The sequence below is a fragment of the Paenibacillus pabuli genome (assembly GCF_039831995.1).
Lineage (GTDB): Bacteria > Bacillota > Bacilli > Paenibacillales > Paenibacillaceae > Paenibacillus > Paenibacillus pabuli_C.
Genome location: NZ_JBDOIO010000004.1, coordinates 123,861 through 145,112, shown reverse-complemented (window position 1 = coordinate 145,112; position 21,252 = coordinate 123,861). Strand labels below are relative to the sequence as shown.

Genomic DNA, 21,252 nt, shown 5'->3' with positions numbered 1-21,252 from the left:
GCCTTTTTGAAAAAAGCGAGCGGATTAATCTTTGGGGTTTTTGCACACTGCCAGATACACGAACAGAAACGCAATCGCAGCAACAATAATTAGCGGCGGTGCATACATGATCGTGAATTCTTCAAAGAAGCTCAAACCCGTTATCCCCGGAATGCCTGTTGCACCTTCCAGATTCATGAGGTTCATCCTTTCTTTTTACCCGATTGGCCACGGACGTAATTCGCATCAAACAGGAACAGCTTCATGATGAGGATCAGCGATGGAATCAGCACCAGCAGACCGAGACTGAATGCCGTAATGAGGGCAATCCCCATCGTCCGGTTGGTAAAGCTGTCATAGATGTTAATGTAGGGATACAGGATGTATGGCAGATGTGACCTCCCGTATCCATACCAGGCGAAGGCAAATTGCAGCATCACGGCGATAAAGCACCACCCAAGGTACTTTCGCTTCCATACGAGAGAGACCGCAATAACAAAACAAATAAACGAAGCAATAAACATCCACGATATATTGACCATTTGCTCAAAGTGCACGGGATTCTGTTTGTTAATCTGCAAGAACGCCAGGAAGCTGGCAAAGATCGTGGGCAAGCTCCACAGCAGCGCGTATTCCCTCAGCACTTCAAATGCGGCCTCATCTTCGGCCCTCTTGGCATAATAGGACAGAAACATCGCCGAAATATATAGCACACTTACAAGTGCAAGCAGTACGACCGACCAGGTATATGGATTCGTCAGAAATTCACCCCAGCGGAAAAATACCTGCTCTCCAACCTGCTCAATAATTCCGCCCTCTGAAATGGCCAAAATCGTGGAGAAGACAGCCGGTATCAATAATCCCGTTGCACCATATAAGGCCATGTAGATGCGACTGTTTTTACCATGATTGCCATAGGTATTGTACGCGTAGTAGACCCCCCGAATAGCTAACAGCACAATGGCCAGGGAGCCGGGAACCAGAAGAGCTGTTCCATAATAAAAGGCACTATCCGGATAGAATCCCACCAAACCTACTACGAAAAAGATCAAGAACACATTCGTCACTTCCCACACCGGCGACAGGTAGCGCTGAATAATGTTATGGATTTTGTTCTCGTGACCTGTGAGCAAGCTATAGAAACTGAAAAATCCCGCTCCAAAATCGATGGAAGCCACAATCAGATATCCAAACAAAAATGTCCATAATATCGCGATGCCTGCAATTTCAAAGCTCAATGGACGATCCCTCCCTCAAGTCCGAGCGACTCCAGCTCTTTCTCGGCTTCCTTATTCCGGAACAGCTTGCTGAGCACCCGAATAGCAGAAAAACAAAGGACCAGATATAACAGGATGAACAGAACAAGCATCCATCCTACCGAAGTAGAGGTAGTAGCTGCTTCCGACACTTTCATGTATCCCCGCAGAATCCACGGCTGCCTGCCAACCTCGGCGAACATCCACCCCAGCTCAATGGCGATCATGGCCAGCGGACCGAGAAAAACGATACCGAGCAGAAGCCATTTGGGATACGGCTTTCGTCCAGGAAGCCAGCGGCGGAACACATACAGGACAGGAATCAGCAGGATGATCACACCTGTTGTTACCTTCAGATCAAACATGTAATGAATGGACAACGGCGGCCGCAGATCAGCAGGGTACTCTTCCAGTCCCTTCACTTCAGTGTCCAGGCGATTTCCAGCGAGAATACTGAGCGCATATGGAATTTCAATCGCATATTTCACCTCATTATTCTCGTCAAGTATTCCGCCATAGACGAGCGGGGCTTCCTTCATGGTCTTGAAATGCCATTCCGCCGCTGCCAGCTTCTCCGGCTGGTATTTGGCCAGAAACTTGCCCGAGGAGTCGCCAAGCATGACTGTACTAACCGCAAATACAAGGGCACATACCGTAGTGAGCTTAAGTGCTTTTTTGTAATAGACATGGTCACGGCCACGCAGCAGACTGAACGCAGCGATGCCTGCAAGAACACCGGCACTGAGCGTATACGAGGATCCCAGCACATGCGAAACCTTGGTGGGCGTAGCCGGGTTCAGCATGGCTGCAATCGGGTGGATATCCTTCATGATGCCATTTATCAAGGTAAAGCCTTGAGGCTGGTTCATGAAGGAGTTCACGGTTGTAATAAATATTGCCGAAGCGGAAGATCCCAATGCTACCGGAATGAGCAGGAGCATGTGGGTATATTTCTTCTTGAACCGATCCCATGTATACAGGTAGATTCCCAGAAAGATCGCCTCCACGAAAAAGGCGAACGTCTCCATAAACAGCGGCAGCGCGATCGCCTGACCCGCCACTCGCATAAACATCGGCCAAAGTAGGCTAAGCTGCAGACCGATGGAGGTTCCGGTGACGACACCTACGGCCACGGTGATGACAAACCCCCGCGCCCATCTACGTGCCAGCAAGGTGTAATGAATATCGTTTGTTCGAAGCCCCCGCCATTCGGCCAGCGCAATCATTAGCGGAACGCCTACGCCGATGGAGGCGAATATAATATGTACAGCCAAGGTTAGACCGGTCAAAATCCGGCTGAGCAGAACAGGGTCCAGCGATGACATGGGTTACACTCCTCTTCAACATGATGTACAGCTTCACGTACCTGCTTGTCCAAACAACTCAATAACTCATGATACGCATAATACTTTTCACAACGGCATACAGTACGACCACTGCTGCGACCAGGCAGACAATAATGAGCGTTTTCTCCTGTTTGCGAAACATATACCTGCCATCCTCCTTTTGATCCGATGCAAATTATGGCGCTATAGACAGTTTGCAAAAGATCATGATTTTTTATCCTGAATATTTGAAAAACAAAAAAAACCTCTATCTTCAGCACATGGTTCACTGAAAATAAAGGCCTGAGTATGTTGTATCCATCCAGTTCGCGACTACGGGCATCCTGAACAAATCTCTGTTTTAGAGGAGATCCTCCTGCTTGGGCAATCGCACTTTGAAGGTGCTGCCTTTGCCCGTTGCGGATATAAACGTAAGTGTCCCCTGATGATCTTCCACAATTTTGCGTGAAATATACAGCCCGAGTCCAGTTCCGCCGATCTGCCTGTGGTCTGAGTTATCGACACGATAAAACTTCGTAAACAGCATATCCTGCACATTCTCCGGAATGCCTATTCCGTAATCACGCACATCGATGCATATCCACTCATTTTCTTCCCAAAGGGTGATGTCTATCCGTTCCGTTCCAGGTGAATACTTGACTGCATTGCCAATCAGGTTATGGAGTACCTGGACCATCCGATTCTGGTCCGCATAGGCAAAGAAGTCGCCGTTGAAGGCATGCACATGAATGCGCTGAATGGATTTGATATTCCATTGCTCTGCTACCCCCTCCACCAATTCGAGCAGAGGTACATAGGTCATGTGATAAGTCATGCCTTCGTTGTCCAGACGCTGGATATCCAGTACATCCTCAAGCAGGCTGCTTAAACGACTGCCCTCCGACGAGATCGTTTCCATAAACTCCTGTCGCTGTGAAGCGGGTAAATCATACATCATCATTAATTCTACATAACCCATAATGGTTGCTACTGGAGTCCTCAGCTCATGGGATACCACGCTAATTAACTCGTTTTTCATTCGATTCAGGCGTTCTTCTTCCGTACGGTCACGGAACACAAGCAGGAACCCATGGTTTTTCCCAGGCACATCCACTTGCTTGATATAGAGGGAAAACACACTTTTCTCCTTGTTATTGAAACTGAATTCAGTCTCCACGAAAGCACGTTCCCCGTGCAAAAATGCCCTCGTTTGATCCACCAGATTGAAGTCATCTGTCAGGACAACCTTATCCATGGCTTGGGCAAATTCTTCGATGGATCTGCCCAGGAAGTCACCAAGGCCAAACATTTCCTCAACCCTTCGGTTAACGATGGTAATCGTGCCGGAGCGATCTGACATGACAAGCCCTTCCCGAACTGATTCAATAAAGTGTTCACTGATATCACGCTGTTCCTGAATCGCGATTTTCTCGTTAAACAGCTCTGCATTCAGTTTCTCCAGCGCGAGTGCATGACGCACACGCTCTTCTTCTGCTCGTGTTTTATCGGTGATATCTTTAATAAACAAGTTATAGAGCGTCTCATTGTTGCCCAGCTGAATTTCTACTATTTTGTATTCAATCGGGAAAACCGAACCATCTCTACGGATGCCTGAAATCTCCTCGACATTGGCATGCCGTTTGCCCCGGATATATTCGTATCGCTCCAGCATTTCCTTGATCTCCATGCAACTCGCCCCCTGAAAAAGAGACGGTGCATCGGTCTTGCAGATGACCTCTTCCCGTTTCAATCCAAACATTCTTTCCGCTTCGGGGTTGAACTCAATGATCAATCCGTTGGGGTCCACAGCAATAATGGCGTCAATGGATGAATCGATAATGGCGCGTTTGATTTCTTCACTATTTTTCAGTTCCTTGGTCCGTGCACGGACCCTGTCCTCCAGCGTCAATTTGTCCTGACGAATCTGTTCGAATTGTTCTAGCAGAACATCTGCCATTTTGCGCAGATTGCCAATCAGGATTTGAACTTCGGTGACATGGCTTGTCGGCCAATTCATTTTGCCTTTTCGAAATAATAACCTTGGGAGTAAACCGGTCATCCGAGTAAGCCTGATCAAAGGACTTACCACCTTTCTGCTTAATGGAGCAGCCACAACCATCGACGTTACAAAAATGAGAAACAGACTTTGAAGTGTGGTCAGATAGATGGATTCAATCCGTGGATAATAATTGGCCGAACTTGTTTCCACGAAGACATGGTAAGAAGTATCTGACTCCACATCTGCTTTATAGATAAATGAGGCATTTTTCCAATAGGTAAGTGCATCGCTGTAATAAGCATCTCCTGAACGAAAGATAATGGAGGACTCTCCCTCCTTCAGGTAACGATAATTGCTTGTATTCAGATATTCGCCAATTTGTATGTTATCCTGCCCGGAAGCAATCACGCGATCATTTTTATCCAGAATAATTACGTTCACATCCAATAGATGATGATAACGCTCCATGCTCTGCTGCATATTTTGAACTGTTAAATATCGTTCATCCAGATCCTGAGTCACCGCATTTGCCGCATGTTTCATATTTAATATAATCGTTTCATGAATTTGACTTAACTGCCTGCGGCTATCTGCAGATAAAAGAAACAGGGAGACAACAACAACAAACACGACCACATATTTAAACGCAATTCGGCTTAGCGGGATGGTTCCTGTCCTTTTCGATGGATGCTCGCCGTTGGTGATCCAGAAGTCCACGATTAATCCAGCAATTAGCGCGTTAACCATACTGACCACGGCAATATGCATATATGCATACTTTAATTCATCCAGATTCATGTTCAGGATATAATGCCCATACCCCAAGACAGGCAGTAACATAACGACCCAAAATACGGCATTGGCCTTCATAATACTTCCGTTCTTCCAACGGATCTGCCATCCGAGCATCCAGACCAATTCAATGAAATGTGCACAGATCATATATAAACTATGGGCAGTTGGCCCCGTATACAACAGGTGTAATGCACTGATTGCTGTTATGGTAATAAACCCGTACACACCACCATGCAAACGCAGGGCAACAAGTGCAGCTGCACTGCCGAACATCAATTGGACACCATAAAATAACGTAAGTGGATAGATGCTCCCCAATGTTCCAAGCACAATCAGTATCACTGTTCCGATCCAGGCAATGCGAAGTTTCTCTATAATCCATTCCAGCATTTTGGTCGTTATTATCCGAAGCATGGACTAAAATCCTCTTGACCTATTTCTTTATTCGTATTTAACAACAACGTTGGTTCCTCCTATAAATGAAAACCGTTCTAACTACTTTTCTTTCCTCAAATCCCCTTGATACATTATACTGTATATATCACAAGCTTTTTTCGTTGGCAAAATTTGATTTATCGGCAAAATAGCCACAGCTATGGTAAAATACTGAAGTTCTTCTTCGGTTTGTACTCTCCTACATATACATCCTATATACTGGAATATAAACATTAAAAAATTTGTGGTATTTCTACACAAAACTCATCTTTTTTTTAGTAATTTCTTAACAAATTCTTTTCATCAGGAGTGTGACCTCTATGTCTATCAAAGTACTTCTTATAGAAGATGAGAAAAATCTGGCTGACATGATTGCTTTCTTTCTTGAGGAGGAAGGATACATAACAGAGCGGGTTCATCACGCCCGTGAAGCACTTCAACTTTTCCCACGGTTCGGACCGGATATTGTTGTGACTGATCTGATGCTGCCCGAAATGGATGGAAATGATCTGGTAGATGCATTTCGCCAGCATTCCACTGTACCAATTCTCATGATTTCGGCAAGCACAATGCTGAACGACCGACTCCGAGCATTACATAACGGTGCTGATGATTTCCTTTGTAAGCCCTTTAGTCTGAAGGAGCTCGACGCAAGGATCAAGGCATTGCTGCGCAGATCCGCCATTTCTTATCCCGATAAACCAGCAAAAGAGGATAAACCATCAGAAAATACGGGGCATGTGAGCGTAAATGAATATAGACGGACTCTGTTCGTCAACGGAGTAGAAATCGAAGTCACTCATATTGAATTTGAGATCATGAAAGAACTGTACAAAAATCCCGGCAAAGTATTTACCCGCAATGAGCTCATGGACCGAATCAAAGGTTCAGAACGAGCCTATTTGGACCGTACCATTGATGTACACATCTCCAGCTTGCGTAAGAAAATCGAGCCCGACCCCAAAAATCCTCGCTATATCAAGACCGTTTGGGGAACAGGTTATAAATATGTGATTTAATCAAACATCCTTTAGCTAGTGGCTATGCCCTCTCCGTGTGAATTTTTGAATTGACATGGCAGCGGGCATGGCTTCTTCTTGATCCTGAAGCGTGGAGTACAGCCACTTCTGAATGTCCAAATACAGCTGATGTGGTTCATGTTGATTCCAGAGAATCATCTTAATGAGGCCATTACCTGTAATTTGCTGCAAATGCTGTCTGCGAATCAACGAGTGGAAATCTGTAATGACCAGCAGGGGGAGCTGAGGGATAAAGGCACGAATGGCATTGGATGCCGAGACTGCTTGGCTTGCATCCATGTAATCGACAATGCAATAACGCGACCGGCCCCAAGTGGACCTCGAACCCCTCTTCTCGTTTAGTTCTTCGCCTCGAATGCACTCTTCCTGTTCCTCCTCCATCCACTCATTAAACATTTCAATAATATTCTCATAAGCAATACCGCGACTTCCGTCCGAAAGTACTGTTATACGTTCCATAGCTGTAACCTCCAGTTGTCTCATTCTACTTATTGTGCCAATCTTCATTTAAAAATGTTTGTGAGTGAAGATGAAAGAAGTGTTAACAATCTTAGTACTTCTCACACAACTATGTAAGGTTTGTCATCCATTTCGCAGTTTGCCTCCATTCATGTAAAATAGAGATATACCCGTATCTATCACGGGAACTTAAATGACGAATCCGGTACAGGAGGTTATGAACCGATGAATATTGTTTCCATTGAACCAACACCCAGTCCCAATACAATGATGCTTCATCTTGATGAGCGTCTGGAGGACGGGATCCGCAGAACCTACACGCTGGATAATGAACGGTCTGCTCCGGCGTTTATCCGCCAGATGCTCCATATTCCTGGCGTTAAAAGTGTATTTCATACCACGGACTTCGTTGCGCTGGACCGCAAGGGGAATGCTGACTGGTCCGTCATCCTGGGAGAAGTCCAGAGCCGACTTGGCCAACAAGGAATGGACCTCGACTGGATTGAATCACAAGATGCATCAGGCGAGCACTTTGGCGAAGCACAGGTATTTATACAGTTTTTCCGCGGTGTTCCGATGCAGATCCGGGTTAAGGCAGGTGCGAAGGAAGAACGAATCTCACTCTCCGATCGGTTCGTTAAGGCCGTTACCGAAGTGGCCAGCGCAACTCTGATCAAGGAACGTAAATTGAGTGATTACGGCGTAAGGTACGGTGAACTGCCCGACATAGCCCGTGAGGTTGAGCAGGAACTGGAGGCAGCCTATCCACCAGAGCGTCTAAAGCAGGTTATCGAACAGGCCATTGCGCATGGTACCAATGCAGAAGAGTTCGTGGAACGCCGCCGCAGGCTGGAAGGTGCCGAACTGGAAGAAGCACTGAGCAGTGAGGATTGGAATGTACGTTACGCAGCTTTTGACGGCATGGAACCTACAGAAGAACGATTGCCGCTTGTGGCCCGTGCTCTGCATGACAGTAAAATGCAGATACGCCGGTTAGCGGTAGTTTATCTTGGTGATATCAAAACGCCGGAAGCCATGGAATTGCTGTATGAGGCGCTCAAGGACAGCTCCCCTGCCGTACGCCGTACCGCTGGAGACACATTGTCCGATATCGGTGACCCGGCGGCAACCGCTGCGATGACGGCTACGCTCACCGACAGCAGCAAACTGGTGCGCTGGCGTGCAGCCCGTTTCTTATACGAAGTGGGAACCGAAGAAGCGGAACAAGCCCTGCGGAAGGCAGCAGACGATCCCGAGTTTGAAGTTAGCCTGCAGGCCAAGATGGCACTCGAGCGAATTGAATCCGGTGAACAGGCTGCCGGTACCGTATGGCAGCAAATGGCCGGACGCAACAAAAAGACGGAATAGTCCTTGTTAAGAGAACATCCAACTTTTGTTATTGCATGATGAAACGAGGAAAGGTATACTGAATGTCTGTTTGAGCAACAGAACATGGCATGTAACGTTCTGCTATTCAATAATTTCATAGACAATAGATACACCTCATCCACGATGATGAGGTAGAGGTCGCGGGTGCGATCAGTAAGCTGAAGGAGGCGCTAAGGAGCCGCTCATGAGATCAGCCGAAAGGTGCACCCGCCGAAGCCTGCTGGACGGTTCCTTACGTTGTCCAGTATGGTTGGGGCTGCTGCCGAAAGGTACAGAACTGTCACAGAGATACACACCAGCCTGCTTGGGTGGTATGAATTCTTCTGTGTTGAGCTATCTTATAACATCTGGGACAGGTGCGGACAATGGATATCAAGACCGCGGGCTGAAGCCTGCGGTCTTTTATGCGTATAGCGCCATTGATCCATATCATCAGTACGCTGAGTGAAGGAGTGTTTTCATTGCAAGACCGCAACAACAAGCAAACAACAACAGACGGTTCCCTGAAAAAAGGATTGCGTGCACGGCATATGACGATGATTGCCCTCGGTGGCTCCATCGGTACTGGACTGTTCCTCGCAAGCGGTACCGCCATCTCCACAGCTGGTCCAGGTGGTGCGTTGATTGCATATGCCGCCGTTGGTATCATGGTTTACTTTCTGATGACAAGCCTTGGAGAACTGGCGACATTTATGCCTGACTCCGGTTCATTCAATACGTATGCCGCTCGTTTCGTCGATCCTGCACTTGGCTTCGCCATGGGCTGGAATTTCTGGTACAACTGGGCTGTTACCATTGCGGCCGAGCTGGCCGCGGCTACGGTACTCATCAAGTATTGGTTCCCTGACAGTTCGTCCATGTTATGGAGCCTGCTATTTCTCGTTCTAATTTTTGCTCTGAATGTTCTGTCTGTTAAAGGTTACGGTGAATCGGAATATTGGTTTGCCATCATCAAAGTCGCTACCGTCATTATCTTTTTGACTGTGGGTGTGCTGATGATCTTCGGTATTATGGGCGGTGAAGCCGTCGGTTTCAGTAACTTTACTGTGGGCGATGCCCCTATCCATGGCGGATTCTTCGCCGTGCTTGGTGTGTTCATGGCTGCCGGGTTCTCCTTCCAGGGTACCGAGCTCATTGGTGTAGCTGCCGGTGAGAGTGAAAATCCGCGTGAAAATGTTCCTCGTGCCATTCGGCAGGTATTCTGGCGGATTCTGATCTTCTACATTTTGGCCATCACGGTAATCAGTTTGATCATCCCGTATACTCATCCGGACCTGCTCAAAGGGGATCTGAACAACATCGGTGTCAGTCCGTTTACGCTGGTATTCGAAAAAGCCGGGCTTGCCATTGCAGCTTCGGTAATGAACGCTGTCATCCTGACCTCTGTGCTGTCTGCAGGAAACTCCGGCATGTATGCTTCAAGCCGGGTCCTCTATGCTCTTGCCCGTGATGGCAAGGCGCCGCGTTTCCTTGGACGATTGAACAAAAAAGGCATTCCGATGAATGCCCTGCTCGTAACTACAGCTGTCGGCATGCTGGCGTTTCTCGCCTCCCTGTTCGGTGACGGTATTGTATATACCTGGCTGCTGAATGCATCCGGCATGTGCGGATTCATCACCTGGCTTGGCATCGCAATCAGCCATTATCGCTTCCGCCGGGCTTATGTTGCCCAAGGCAGGGATTTGAAAGACTTGCCTTATCGTGCACGATGGTTCCCGTTCGGACCGATTTTCGCTTTTGTACTCTGCATCATCGTCATTATCGGTCAGAACTACCAGGCGTTTACGGGCGAACGGATCGACTGGAGCGGAGCACTTGTTGCCTACCTGAGTGTGCCACTGTTCCTGATTCTATGGCTTGGTTACAAATGGATCAAGAAAACCAAAGTGGTCCCGCTGCAGGAATGCGACTTCTCCCCTACGGATTCCTCCGGGCATTAAACTTATAGAAAATCCCCCTGCTTCTGACCGTTCTCTACGGTTTAGAAGCAGGGGGATTTTGTTTGTATACAATTAAGGCGTTATTACATCCGCCCTAATTCATAACGTCCAATTGATCTTCACACGCAGATCTGTCGTATCTTCCATTTTGGACACATAATACGATATGGATTTCATTCCGAGCTGATACAAATTCTGCAAATCTTCAACCAGACTTGCCTCGGTACCCTTATATCTGAAAGTAAGAGTAGTTCCGCCTTCTTTGAGTACATTCTGCACCTTGGTTTCCAATGCGGAATGTCCACTAACCGCATCCTTCTCATCATAGAGCGAATATTCCAGCGCATGATACAGCTTCTGATATGCAGGTGCCTTGCTGCCTCCGCTTTGCATCAAGGTTTGCAGGGCATCCCGGTAGGGAGCTGGTGCAGTCGGATATTTGCCTTTGCCCGACCAGATATGGTCACGTGCCATCTCGTTGTCACTAAGCAAATAATAATTATGACTAACCTTCCCTTTGCGGTCAGGTGTGGGATCATCCCAGGTCGTGTCCATATGGTACCATTTCCCGTCCAGCTTCACGATATTCCACGCGTGGAGCTGATCACCTGCTGTACCTTCCACAATGCGGTTCTCAATACCAACCCGTTCCAGCATGCGATAAGCGAGTAGGGAGTATCCCTGACATACCGTGCTGCCCGTGACAAGTCCATCATATGCCGTGTATTTCTGCAGAGAGGTATCATAGGCGAGATGGAGAACAATCCAGTCATGGATCGCTTTCACCTTCTCATGATTCGTCATGCCAGGTGTGATGATCTCTTTTAATACATTGGTCACTTTGCGGTTAACGTAATCGGTCTGTTCCTTGGTCTCCCGGTAGGACAAATTCACATGGACCTCGGCAGAAACGTTGGAACCTTTATAATTAAAAGCATAACTTTTGACGGTATATTGGATATAGGGATCACTGGTCATTGCTTCATCAATAGAGCTCTGGAGTTGTTTTTTGAGTCCTTTCACATCGCCTTTGTATGTAAATACAAGCTCCTCCGTTCGCTGTGACATGGCTGTAAGCAACGTCTGGCGTAAATCCGTGGTCGTAGATATATCGGATGTGTCCGATGCAGCATACAGCTGATCCAGGTCAACCGTGCGCGGTAAGGCCACAGCAATCAGACAGCCTGCCAGCAATATGGTGATCACTCGTTTCCCGTTTTTGCCCATGAAAGGATACCACCTCTCTTTGCAACATTCTCATGCCTCATTGTATCACAAAAGGATCTGACGTCAGGCTTCTAGTTTTGTCGAAAAGAATCAAAAGAGACCTTCCGCAGAAGGTCTCCCTTGTCTTCAGCAAATAACACCCGTTATGTCCATCCTATGACTTATCAGAGCGGGTTATGCAAGAATACTTCTTAATACAGACGACTGCCTGTCATAAACGAATCCGTCTTGCCCTGTAGCTGGGCCAACCGCTCCAGTACCTGTGACGCTTCGGCTACAGTCACTTTGCGTGCCGGCATGAAACGTCCTTCAATGGAAGGAAGCAATCCCAGCTTCATGCTAAGAGATACCGCACCCTTATTGGTAACCGAATTTGCATCTACAAGGTTCGGCAGATCCGATGGCAAGGTGTAGAAACCAGCCAGCTTCTCGTAACGAAGTATACGGACAAGCAGGACAGCCAGTTCTTCCCGAGTCATCTCATCCTGTGGATTCAGACTGACTTCCGGATCAGCGTCCGCGAGCCAGCGCTGGTCAATTAATGTACGCACTGCCGGATAGTAAGGGCTCTCGGTTGTAATATCCGCGTACAGCTTGTCATTCCCGTTCACAGTGTAATAGATGTCCAGATTCGGGTTAATCGCTCTAGCGAGATAGTTAAACCAATCTCCTCTGGTGATTACCCGATCCGGGAAGACACGTCCCTGCTCGTCAGGAATCAGGACCCCATGCTGGGTCATATTGAGTATTGCATCTTCAGCCACATGACCTGCAATATCACCAGGTGCAGCTTGGGCTCCCGTGTTGGAGGTGTTGTACAAAAACGTCCATTCTCCCGTATTGGCATCAAGTACTTCATAGCCGCCGTAGATCGTTTTGCCATCCCGTGTAGGCATATACGCAAGATTTATTCCCGCTGGAGTGACTTGGCCACTGCTCGTACCGTGTCCACCGTAACGGGAGTATGCCAGAACCAGCTTGAATTCTTCCAGGTAGGCCGCTTTTGCCTCTTCGTAACTGATCGCCGGTTCCTTGCTTGCGGGCAGCTGCTCAGGCGTTGCAGCAAGATTGGCATAAAATTCGCTAATCGTTCCATCCTTCAGGACTTGTACCTGTACCAGATCATCCTTAACCGCAATTCCATTCAGGTAGCGCTGAAAGATAAATGTACGGGCGTCCTCTACCTCAAGCACGCTGGACAGCTTGAACTGTTCCGCAGCATCCGGCACAAGTGCAATAACCGAATTGATTGCAAGTTTCTCGGCCTGCGTACGGGTTACGGACTTGCCTTCATTTTCTCCAGCCGGTTTCTCTTGTTCAGCATCCGGACCCATTCGCTGATACAGGCTATAGCTGTAAATTTGTCCGGTGGTGGCATCCACCTGTGCTGAAATGTCTCGCATGAACATATAGGACATATTCGCGTTTCGGTTGCTCCAGCTCAGACTCCAGACCTGATTGTTCGGACTCCAGTAGCTTCCTTTATTTAACTGGCTGTAATCCAACTTGTATCCTTCCGGAATATCAAAGTTCTTTTTCACCAGGCTCTCCGCCTGTTTGGCATTCAGTCTCTGTCCATTCGCTGGAACAAAAGCGGCAACGCTGCCTTTCAGCGGTTTGTCCTGCTGTACGGTATGCTCGGTGATGGCTTTCCCAGTCATCGCCTCGAACCGTTCCAACGTATTCGCCTCAAGCGGAACCATGCTGGAATCCTTCGGCATATATCCAAGATAGTACTGCTGACCTTGCTTTGAGGACAGGCGGTTTTTCGAAATGTAAGCGAGTTCTACATCGAACTGTTCTTCGAATTGCTGCCTTGCCTTCTCTGCAGGCACAGCCGGTTTTGATGAAGGATATTCCGCTGCGGTCGTATTTCGTGAATAGCCTGTTACCAGGCCACTTTGATCCACACTTATGTAAACCGTTTCCGCCTCAGATAACAAACCATCATGCTTGAGTTGATAAGCGAATTGATATTCCGTTCTGCCAAACAACGATTGCTGCCCCGCCGTTTGGTATAGGTCTCCCAAAGATGCATATGCGTCTTCCTTCAATCCAGGGATTGCCTTGTACAGAAAAGCCACGGCCTGTTCTTCGACTTCATCCTTGGTCAATTTGACTTCCGATCCGGACAACTGCTTATTCAGCAGATCGGATGGTATATGCACACTCAGTACTTCCCCTGTCCCTGCATGTACAGATGCGCTAAACCCCATCGAGTGATTCCCCTCGGTAATCTGGAATCCGATATCCCATGTTTTGTACTCCAGCGGAGGGAATCTGTTATTCGGATCAAATTGCGACGAAGTAATGGTAGCCTTCTTTAACATCGGAAACAGTTTCAATATATTCTCACTGGCTTGCTTGGAGGAGATTTTAGCCCCCTCAGGCACGTCATTGCTAGTCACGTCTAGTTGTTCATTTTCCCCCGGTGCAGCTTCTGTTACCTGTTCTGCTTGTGCTGCTGACACGCTGCCTGCAAACCCTGGAGTCTGCGATGCCAGAAGCAATGCCGCCATGGCTGCTGAAGCAGCTCTGGCTGTCATCATTTTGAATCGAATCTGAAAACTCAAATCTGGACCTCTCCCTTCAATTTCATACATGGATGCATGGAAAATAACCCTGCATGAATATTGCCAGTCTATACTATGATACCATAAGCTTCCTTTTTAATCGTCGTTTTCCCAACAATTTTACAAATGAGAATTTTTGCAAAAGATTTGGAACAGAACAAAAAACGCCAACCAGGTTGGCGTTTCCGCTGTCATCCCGCGTACCATGCAGGCTTGATGGTTATTAGGATTTATTAGAGGCAATATCTGAATCGTCCGTTTTAGCCTTAACCTGGACATGGTTTTTCAAAAAGGGAATGACGGTCTCCCAGAAGACAGGGTCTTCCTCTGAGCAGCTGTGTCCGCCGCTATTCACCCACAAATGCTCGACAGGCGGATCAGCCTTGGACATGAAGTACTCCAGCTCACTTGGCGGGATAAAATTATCTCCCTTGGAGTGCACCATAAGCATGGGCAGCTGAATGCCCTTACGCCTTTCATTCAGCAGCAGAACAGGATCGCGCTGACGGTACGTTTTCAGTGACTCTCCGAGCCTCCAGAACCAGATTCGCGGAATCAACTGAGCCAGTGGGAACAGCGGCAGTCGTCGACGTTTCAGCTCTGAACTGACGATCACTTCAAACTGGGATGGCATTGAATCCGTGATGACTGCCGATACCGGAATATGTTCCGTTACCGCCATGATCGTTCCCAGACCACCAAGCGAATGTCCAAGCACACCGATGGCACCCGGATCGATCTCCGGCCGAGAGGTAGTGTAGCGCAATGCCGAGAGCAGATCGTCACGGAACAGATAGGCCGACGCTGCTTTTACCGGATCACTGGCCCCATGACTCCGAACATCATACATAAAGAGAGCATATCCTGCTTCCCAAATGGGACGTGCGTAACGGAGCACACGTGATCGGTTGGAACCCCAGCCGTGGGCGATAATGATAAGCGGCCAAGGTTTGGGAACGTGGGCTCCAGCCGGAATAAACCATCCGTGAACCCGTCCTCCGCCACTTTCAAAGGTTACATCTTCGAAAGGCATGGGTGGGGTAATCGTTATGGGGATCTTTTTGGGTGTCTGGCTCTTCACCGCCGCCTTCCACAAGCCACCTGCCGTTACGGCAGCAACAGCAATAACCCCACCAATCATCGTTCTGGCTTTCACTGTGCATTTCTCCTCTCCGGCATCTGTCATACCCCTATTCTACGCCAATACCATTAACCCCCTGTTAAACAGCCACATCTTTTATATATACCCAAATGTACATATTGCTCATTGAGTTCACTTACCTTTTGACTCTCGCTGCTTCCACAAATGCATGTGTACATGCAGCAATCTGTTCATGATCTCCCGCATTCAGTGCCTCTCTCGGCAAAAGTGCACTGCCAAGTCCAACTGCCGCGGCACCAGCAGCGTAGTAGTCGGTAATATTATCCAGATTAGCTCCACCCGTTGCAAGCAGCGGAATATGATTGAGTGGCGCCTTGATCTCCCGCAAATACGGCAGCCCCAGACTCGCCATAGGAAATAATTTCACCACACGAGCACCTGCTTCATGGGCAGCTACAATCTCGGTAGGCGTCATGGCACCCGGCCAAATCTCCACCCCATGTTCTACAGCATATTCAATGACAGACAGATCGACATTGGGCGATACCAAAAATTGAGCACCTGCTGCAACGGCTTCCTTGGCCATCTGCACATTAAGGACCGTTCCTGCTCCAACATAAGCCTGACCTTCATGCCGGGTCCGCCAGTCTTCGATAATCTCATGCGCCCCAGGCGTATTGAGCGTTACTTCCATCAGGCGAATTCCTCCGTCTGTCATGCCTTTTCCTGCTGTTATTGCTGCTTCCCGGCTAATGCCTCGAACGATGGCAACCAGCCTCGACTCTAATAGTACTTCCGTCAAATTCATGCGAGCTTCCCCTTGCTTCATAGATTCGGCAGCCGAAGACAGTATTATTATCACCGCTTTTCCGTTAATTCATATTGTAAAACGAATTTATCCTTGATGAAATAAAAAAGCAAAAAACCTCTCTTGTCATCATGGACGAATGTCGGGGAATAACGACCATCCATACCATTACCATAAGAGAGGTTTGGGCCTGAAGTTTAGGCCTCTTCCAGTACACTTCCCTTTTCCAGATCCTTAAAATACCGATCGTTGTAAAGCATGCTGGGGTGTGTAGGATGATATGCCAGAGCAATATCATTATGCTCCTTTGCTTTGACACGATTGCCCATCCGGTCATAACATACACATAGCTGCAAATGGGGCATCCACGTCCAGGCTGCTTCGTTCAGCACGACCATCGGATCTGCTGGACGCACAGCCAGGGTCGCCTGTTCATACCAGAACAGCGCCTTGCGATAGTCTCCACGGTCCGCAAAATAACCGCCCAGACGGCAGCAGATTTCTGCTCTCGGCAGGTCATAGGCAAATGACCTCAGCAGCGCTGAAACTTCCTGTTCTGAGCGACCAAGTGCTGCTTCGCAATCCGCGATTTTCTGGCATGCCGCAATCTGATCCTCCACCCAACCAAGACCCGTATTCAGAAACTTCCCGTAGTATGTAATCGCATCCTCATGCTGTCCATGATCTTTCAGTTCATTGCCAAAGTAATAGAGATCCCGCGGAGAGAAATGCTCTCCAGCTTCCTCACGCCTGCGATAAATCCTCAAGTTGCGGTCTGTGTACTCCTTGTCTTTCTTATGGGTCACCGCAATATCGCTATGCAGCAAATTGCCGCTAACTTCCAGATATTCATGCACTGCACCAATCCAGCGGTAATTTCGATCCCGTCGCACCAGCCGATTCCTTCTCAGACTGTAGGCTACCTTCCCATCTGGCGTGAATGAAAGGTTATAGTCCATGGTAACACTGTCCACGGCAGGATCAAGAGAGCGTTTCAGCTCAATAAACTTCGCCTGATCATTTGGTTCGAACACATCATCAGCATCGAGCCACAGTATGTATTCAGTGGTTGCCTGATCGAAGGCAAAATTGCGCGCAGCTGCAAAATCATCGATCCATTCAAAATCAACGATTCGCTCTGTATATTTGGCCGCAATTTGGCGCGTGCGATCCGTTGATCCGGTATCCACGATCACAATCTCGTCGGCAATGCCGTTCACCGAATCCAGGCATCTCGCGAGGGAAGCCTCTTCATTTTTCACAATCATGCAGAGCGTGATACGAATCGTCTCTTCACCTCGTCTGACCCTGCGATTATATGCAGCAGCACCAGGAAGTTCAGATAATCGGTACATATGATAGGCCGGCAGGTGGGTATCCACGTACAAACGAAAACCGAGTGCCTGAGCTCGAATGCAAAAATGACGATCCTCACCCCAGAACGATACATTCGGAATCTGGTCGAAGGAAACTCCAGCTTCCAGAGCCGTCTTGCGAATGAGCGTACAAGCCCCAAGCCCTCCTACTTCGTAACAGCCTGGCACGCGCAATTGGTTCAGAAAGGCATCGGTTTGCGTGTTCTCATCCAGGATCTCCTTGCCCGCTTCGGATTTCCCACCTTTGCGGTATAGGGCATACTCATCCTGCAGCCATACCTGCGGCATTTCCCTTGTCCCCGGCTGCCAGCGCGTCCAGAAAATATTCGATACAATATCCTTCTGAGCTGAGACAAGCTGTTCCAGCGTCCGGGGATGCAGCACAAGATCAGAATCAATCAGGAAAACAGCGTCGTACTTCTGATCCTTGGCATATTGCAAAATGCGGTTTTTCAGACCGGCTACCCGCCAAATCTGTTCGTCGCGCCAATAATGTCCTCCCTCATCCCTGGTGTATATCCCTTTTTCCTGAGTGGTTCCATCATCGTTATTTGAATCAAATATGGTTCCTTCATGCTGAGATATAAAATCACGGAGAATATTGGACGACGCCTCCTCCTCATTATCGTCTATAAACAAATAGTCCGTCTCCATCGTCGTTCGCTCCAAAAAGGCCAGAGATTCCAAAAATTCGCGGAGTACTGCGGCAGTCTGGCGAACCGGACTGGCAATCAGCACCTTCTCCTTTGGTTTTACCTTCTTCAAATGAGGTCTCCCCCTTCCTTATTCGAACCAGGGCAGCAGCCTTGGGGCTGTATCCAGAATGGATTCATACTGTTCTCTCCAGCCGTATTTGGCATCCGGGTCTAGTGTCTGGTAACGCTCAAATTTGCGTACGCGATCCTCCTCGCGAGCCCAGCCATAATGCTTCACACGAGGCGAATGGCATCCATAGGCAAAATGCTGGATCGTAACCGGAAAACGCCCGCAGTGCTGCGGAGTTTCCTTCCACTCATACGTCCAATCGGAACGATAACGGACGAGAAATGGCCGGTAATATGCATGTGCCTGCCAGTATTGATCCTCCCGGTAGTGCGTATCACTCCACATATCAAACAATCTAAAGTAAATAGCGTCCTCGCTACTTTTCAGGATATGATTCCGCTGCATGCCAAAATCAGCCGTCAGAATCTCATCGGCATCCAGATTTAGAATCCATTCAGGCTCTGTAGCCACCGTTTCCTCCCATTGCTGCTTGCGCAGACTCACTTCATCGGCGAATCGGGACGCCCGATTTTCCACCATGACCAGGGGAATCCCTTCAAGCAGCTCTTTACATAGGGCAACCGTATTATCGGTGCTTCCATCATCTATGATGACCGCACGATCAATCCAAGGCCGGTGCGTTTGCAGCGCCTGGCTAAGATATCGCTGTTCTTCATTGCGTACGATCATGGACAGCGTAATATGTGGTCTGCCGTCTTGCTCACAGTCATTCAAAGCCTCACCCCCGCGTCTTAAGCTGACTTTTACTATCCCTGACTTCTGATATCCGTCTGCAGATGCGAATGGTATATAGGATTGGTTCAGAACATATTAACAGGCTAAAGTTTTTATGAGATAAACCTTTATCTTGGTCTGTCACCGACCTCACCTTAATTTTTCTTTTTTTGGCTTTTTGGGCCTATGCCAACCCTCTATATTAAATCTATGCATATCCCGGATAGGGTTATGTCTGAGAACTCCGTTCTCCATCTACTCCCCACTTACTGGGTTCTCTGTGACTTCAGTTCCTGTCCATATACAACAAAAAAAAGCACCCGCTTCCGCGAGTGCTCTTGTTATTTCATTTGCATATATTGGATGGTTAACGTTGTGAATTAACGGTACTCTGCCAGACGATCATTCAGGCTACGTGTCTGTCCATATACTTCCTGATACAGCGCAAAGAGTCCATCGTAGACCGCTACCGTTTCCGGGTTCGGTACATAGGATTTGGCAGGACGAATGAACGCTGCCGCGCAATCCTGCAAGGAAGGGAACCAGCCGCAGCCATACGCTGCAAGCATTGCCGCGCCCATTGCTGGGCCCTGCTCACTTTCAAGCTTCACAATCGTGGCGTCAAAGATATCCGCCTGCATTTGCAGCCAGGCTTCATTTTTGGCACCGCCCCCGATGGAGATGACCTCATTAACCGTTTTGCCTGCACCACGCAGAATATCGATCGATTCCCGCAGGGAGAATGTAATTCCTTCCATGACTGCCCGCCCAAAGTGTTCCAGCTTATGTCCGGCATCCATGCCGATGAAGCTGCCGCGAATGTTCGCATCTGGATGAGGTGTCCGCTCTCCAACGATATAAGGAGTAAATAACAATCCGTTACTCCCGGCCGGAACCTGATCAATGTCCTGCAAGAGCACATCAAATGATTTGTCCGCTGCAAACGTATCCTTAAACCAGGACAGGCTGTATCCCGCTGCAAGAGTTACCCCCATAATATAGAAGGCATCCTTCTCTCCATGGTTGAAAAAGTGTACTTTACCTTCGAAATCGAGATCTTTGCGTTCTTCGTAAGAAAGCACCACTCCGGACGTACCGATGCTGCACATCGTCTGTCCTTCACTCAGGATACCTGCGCCAATAGCCCCGCACGCATTGTCGGCTCCGCCTGCAAATACTTTGGTTGCAGCAGCAAGACCCGTTTGATCTGCGATCTCAGGCAGCAATGTGCCCACTTCTTCAAACGATTCCACGAGACGTGGACACAGTGAGATCGGCAGTTCAAAAGCTTCCGCAATCTCCTTGCTCCACTGTTTGCCTGCGACGTCCAGCAGCAATGTACCGGCTGCATCCGAATAATCCATGGCATAATCGCCAGTCAGGCGATAACGAACATAGTCCTTCGGCAGCAGGAATAAGGATGCTTGCTGCAGCAGCTCTGGTTCGTTTTCCTGTACCCACAGGATTTTTGGCAGCGTGAAGCCTTCGAGCGCACGGTTCCGGGCGATACTTAACAGTTTAGTATCCAATACTTTCTCAATTCGGCGGCACTGAGCCGTCGTACGTGTATCGTTCCACAGGATGGCATTACGCAGCGGTTTACCCTCCGCATCTACCAGAACGAGTCCATGCATTTGCCCGGAGAAGCTGAGACCCTCAATCTCCGAAGGCTGTACGCCCGAAACTTCCAGCAATTTGCGCAGGGAGACAATGGTCTGTTCTACCCAATCTTCCGGATTCTGCTCACTGTAGCCAGCCTTGGGCTGGTGCAGCGGGTAAGCCTCGGACGCTTCAAACGCCACTTTTCCTTCACGGTTAACCAGCACCGTTTTGACGGCACTGGTTCCCAAATCGACACCAATTACGTAACTCATGGGTATCCCTCGTTTCTTAACATGATTATATAAAAGAAGCTTTATTGAGCATGAGGTCACTTCGTGATCAGAAAACCCTCGGATCGCCGTTATCCCCGGATTTCCTTTATTCCCTTTGAAAAGGGAGAAATCCAGGGATAAGCCTATGCTTCCAAAGCCAGTTTTCTTTCAGAAA

The 21,252-nt window shown here is 48.4% G+C and carries 15 protein-coding genes, 1 pseudogene and 1 riboswitch; of the genes and pseudogenes, 3 read left to right on the top strand and 13 right to left on the bottom strand.

Going from position 1 to position 21,252, the window contains the following annotated elements; genetic code table 11:
• Positions 1-24: 24 nt before the first annotated feature.
• From cydS to ABGV42_RS20145, 4 genes are all read right to left on the bottom strand, one after another.
• Positions 25-177, bottom strand: coding sequence for a cytochrome bd oxidase small subunit CydS (gene cydS / locus ABGV42_RS20160; protein WP_170948273.1), 153 nt, complete (start codon positions 175-177; stop codon positions 25-27).
• Positions 178-182: 5 nt separating this feature from the next.
• Positions 183-1,217, bottom strand: a complete 1,035-nt coding sequence (locus ABGV42_RS20155) for a cytochrome d ubiquinol oxidase subunit II (RefSeq protein WP_110821719.1) — start codon at positions 1,215-1,217, stop codon at positions 183-185.
• Positions 1,214-2,560: a cytochrome ubiquinol oxidase subunit I gene (locus tag ABGV42_RS20150; protein ID WP_347383408.1), complete on the bottom strand. Its 1,347-nt coding sequence runs from the start codon at positions 2,558-2,560 to the stop codon at positions 1,214-1,216. The genes ABGV42_RS20155 and ABGV42_RS20150 overlap by 4 nt, the downstream gene beginning before the upstream one ends.
• Positions 2,561-2,921: 361 nt before the next feature.
• On the bottom strand, positions 2,922-5,768 hold the full coding sequence (locus tag ABGV42_RS20145; protein ID WP_347383407.1) for an ATP-binding protein: 2,847 nt from the start codon (positions 5,766-5,768) through the stop codon (positions 2,922-2,924).
• A 341-nt stretch (positions 5,769-6,109) separates the two neighbouring features.
• On the opposite strand from ABGV42_RS20145, the gene ABGV42_RS20140 reads away from it, so the two are divergent.
• A complete protein-coding gene (locus ABGV42_RS20140) occupies positions 6,110-6,808 on the top strand; it encodes a response regulator transcription factor (protein ID WP_347383406.1) in 699 nt (232 codons plus the stop codon).
• A 15-nt stretch (positions 6,809-6,823) separates the two neighbouring features.
• Here ABGV42_RS20140 and ABGV42_RS20135 read toward each other — a convergent pair whose 3' ends face one another.
• Positions 6,824-7,288 carry a hypothetical protein gene (locus tag ABGV42_RS20135; RefSeq protein ID WP_347383405.1) on the bottom strand — a complete coding sequence of 155 codons (465 nt, stop codon included), beginning with the start codon at positions 7,286-7,288 and terminating at the stop codon, positions 6,824-6,826.
• Positions 7,289-7,513: 225 nt separating this feature from the next.
• Here ABGV42_RS20135 and ABGV42_RS20130 point away from each other — a divergent pair, with 225 nt between their 5' ends.
• Entirely contained in the window at positions 7,514-8,656 is a 1,143-nt protein-coding gene (locus ABGV42_RS20130; protein WP_347383404.1) for a virulence factor, read from the top strand.
• 145 nt (positions 8,657-8,801) lie between these two features.
• Positions 8,802-9,021, top strand: a riboswitch (Lysine riboswitch).
• 117 nt (positions 9,022-9,138) lie between these two features.
• Positions 9,139-10,617 carry an amino acid permease gene (locus tag ABGV42_RS20125; protein ID WP_347383403.1) on the top strand — a complete coding sequence of 493 codons (1,479 nt, stop codon included), beginning with the start codon at positions 9,139-9,141 and terminating at the stop codon, positions 10,615-10,617.
• 99 nt (positions 10,618-10,716) lie between these two features.
• On the opposite strand, the gene ABGV42_RS20120 is transcribed toward ABGV42_RS20125, so the two are convergent.
• From ABGV42_RS20120 to xylB, 8 genes and pseudogenes are all read right to left on the bottom strand, one after another.
• Positions 10,717-11,844: a transglutaminase domain-containing protein gene (locus tag ABGV42_RS20120; protein WP_347383402.1), complete on the bottom strand. Its 1,128-nt coding sequence runs from the start codon at positions 11,842-11,844 to the stop codon at positions 10,717-10,719.
• Between the two features lie 191 nt (positions 11,845-12,035).
• The gene (locus ABGV42_RS20115; RefSeq protein WP_347383401.1) at positions 12,036-14,417 is read right to left on the bottom strand and encodes a YcdB/YcdC domain-containing protein; all 2,382 of its coding nucleotides are present in this window, start codon (positions 14,415-14,417) and stop codon (positions 12,036-12,038) included.
• Between the two features lie 223 nt (positions 14,418-14,640).
• On the bottom strand, positions 14,641-15,573 hold the full coding sequence (locus tag ABGV42_RS20110; RefSeq protein WP_347383400.1) for an alpha/beta hydrolase: 933 nt from the start codon (positions 15,571-15,573) through the stop codon (positions 14,641-14,643).
• A gap of 121 nt (positions 15,574-15,694) precedes the next feature.
• A complete protein-coding gene (locus ABGV42_RS20105) occupies positions 15,695-16,327 on the bottom strand; it encodes a bifunctional 4-hydroxy-2-oxoglutarate aldolase/2-dehydro-3-deoxy-phosphogluconate aldolase (RefSeq protein WP_347383399.1) in 633 nt (210 codons plus the stop codon).
• Between the two features lie 197 nt (positions 16,328-16,524).
• Positions 16,525-17,595, bottom strand: coding sequence for a glycosyltransferase (locus ABGV42_RS31890; RefSeq protein ID WP_431523683.1), 1,071 nt, complete (start codon positions 17,593-17,595; stop codon positions 16,525-16,527).
• Between the two features lie 363 nt (positions 17,596-17,958).
• Positions 17,959-18,441: pseudogene (locus tag ABGV42_RS31885) on the bottom strand (glycosyltransferase); the annotation flags it as partial.
• 45 nt (positions 18,442-18,486) lie between these two features.
• Positions 18,487-19,203 carry a glycosyltransferase family 2 protein gene (locus ABGV42_RS20095; protein WP_347383397.1) on the bottom strand — a complete coding sequence of 239 codons (717 nt, stop codon included), beginning with the start codon at positions 19,201-19,203 and terminating at the stop codon, positions 18,487-18,489.
• A 380-nt stretch (positions 19,204-19,583) separates the two neighbouring features.
• Entirely contained in the window at positions 19,584-21,077 is a 1,494-nt protein-coding gene (gene xylB, locus ABGV42_RS20090) for a xylulokinase (protein WP_347383396.1), read from the bottom strand.
• Positions 21,078-21,252: the final 175 nt, after the last annotated feature.

What these genes read in the sequence shown, in the direction of transcription:
- cydS (WP_170948273.1), bottom strand. Translation starts at nt 177, where the DNA reads ATGAATCTGGAAGGTGCAACAGGCATTCCGGGGATAACGGGTTTGAGC.
- ABGV42_RS20150 (WP_347383408.1), bottom strand. Translation starts at nt 2,560, where the DNA reads ATGTCATCGCTGGACCCTGTTCTGCTCAGCCGGATTTTGACCGGTCTA.
- ABGV42_RS20145 (WP_347383407.1), bottom strand. Translation starts at nt 5,768, where the DNA reads ATGCTTCGGATAATAACGACCAAAATGCTGGAATGGATTATAGAGAAA.
- ABGV42_RS20140 (WP_347383406.1), top strand. Translation starts at nt 6,110, where the DNA reads ATGTCTATCAAAGTACTTCTTATAGAAGATGAGAAAAATCTGGCTGAC.
- ABGV42_RS20135 (WP_347383405.1), bottom strand. Translation starts at nt 7,288, where the DNA reads ATGGAACGTATAACAGTACTTTCGGACGGAAGTCGCGGTATTGCTTAT.
- ABGV42_RS20130 (WP_347383404.1), top strand. Translation starts at nt 7,514, where the DNA reads ATGAATATTGTTTCCATTGAACCAACACCCAGTCCCAATACAATGATG.
- ABGV42_RS20120 (WP_347383402.1), bottom strand. Translation starts at nt 11,844, where the DNA reads ATGGGCAAAAACGGGAAACGAGTGATCACCATATTGCTGGCAGGCTGT.
- ABGV42_RS20105 (WP_347383399.1), bottom strand. Translation starts at nt 16,327, where the DNA reads ATGAATTTGACGGAAGTACTATTAGAGTCGAGGCTGGTTGCCATCGTT.
- ABGV42_RS31890 (WP_431523683.1), bottom strand. Translation starts at nt 17,595, where the DNA reads ATGATTGTGAAAAATGAAGAGGCTTCCCTCGCGAGATGCCTGGATTCG.
- xylB (WP_347383396.1), bottom strand. Translation starts at nt 21,077, where the DNA reads ATGAGTTACGTAATTGGTGTCGATTTGGGAACCAGTGCCGTCAAAACG.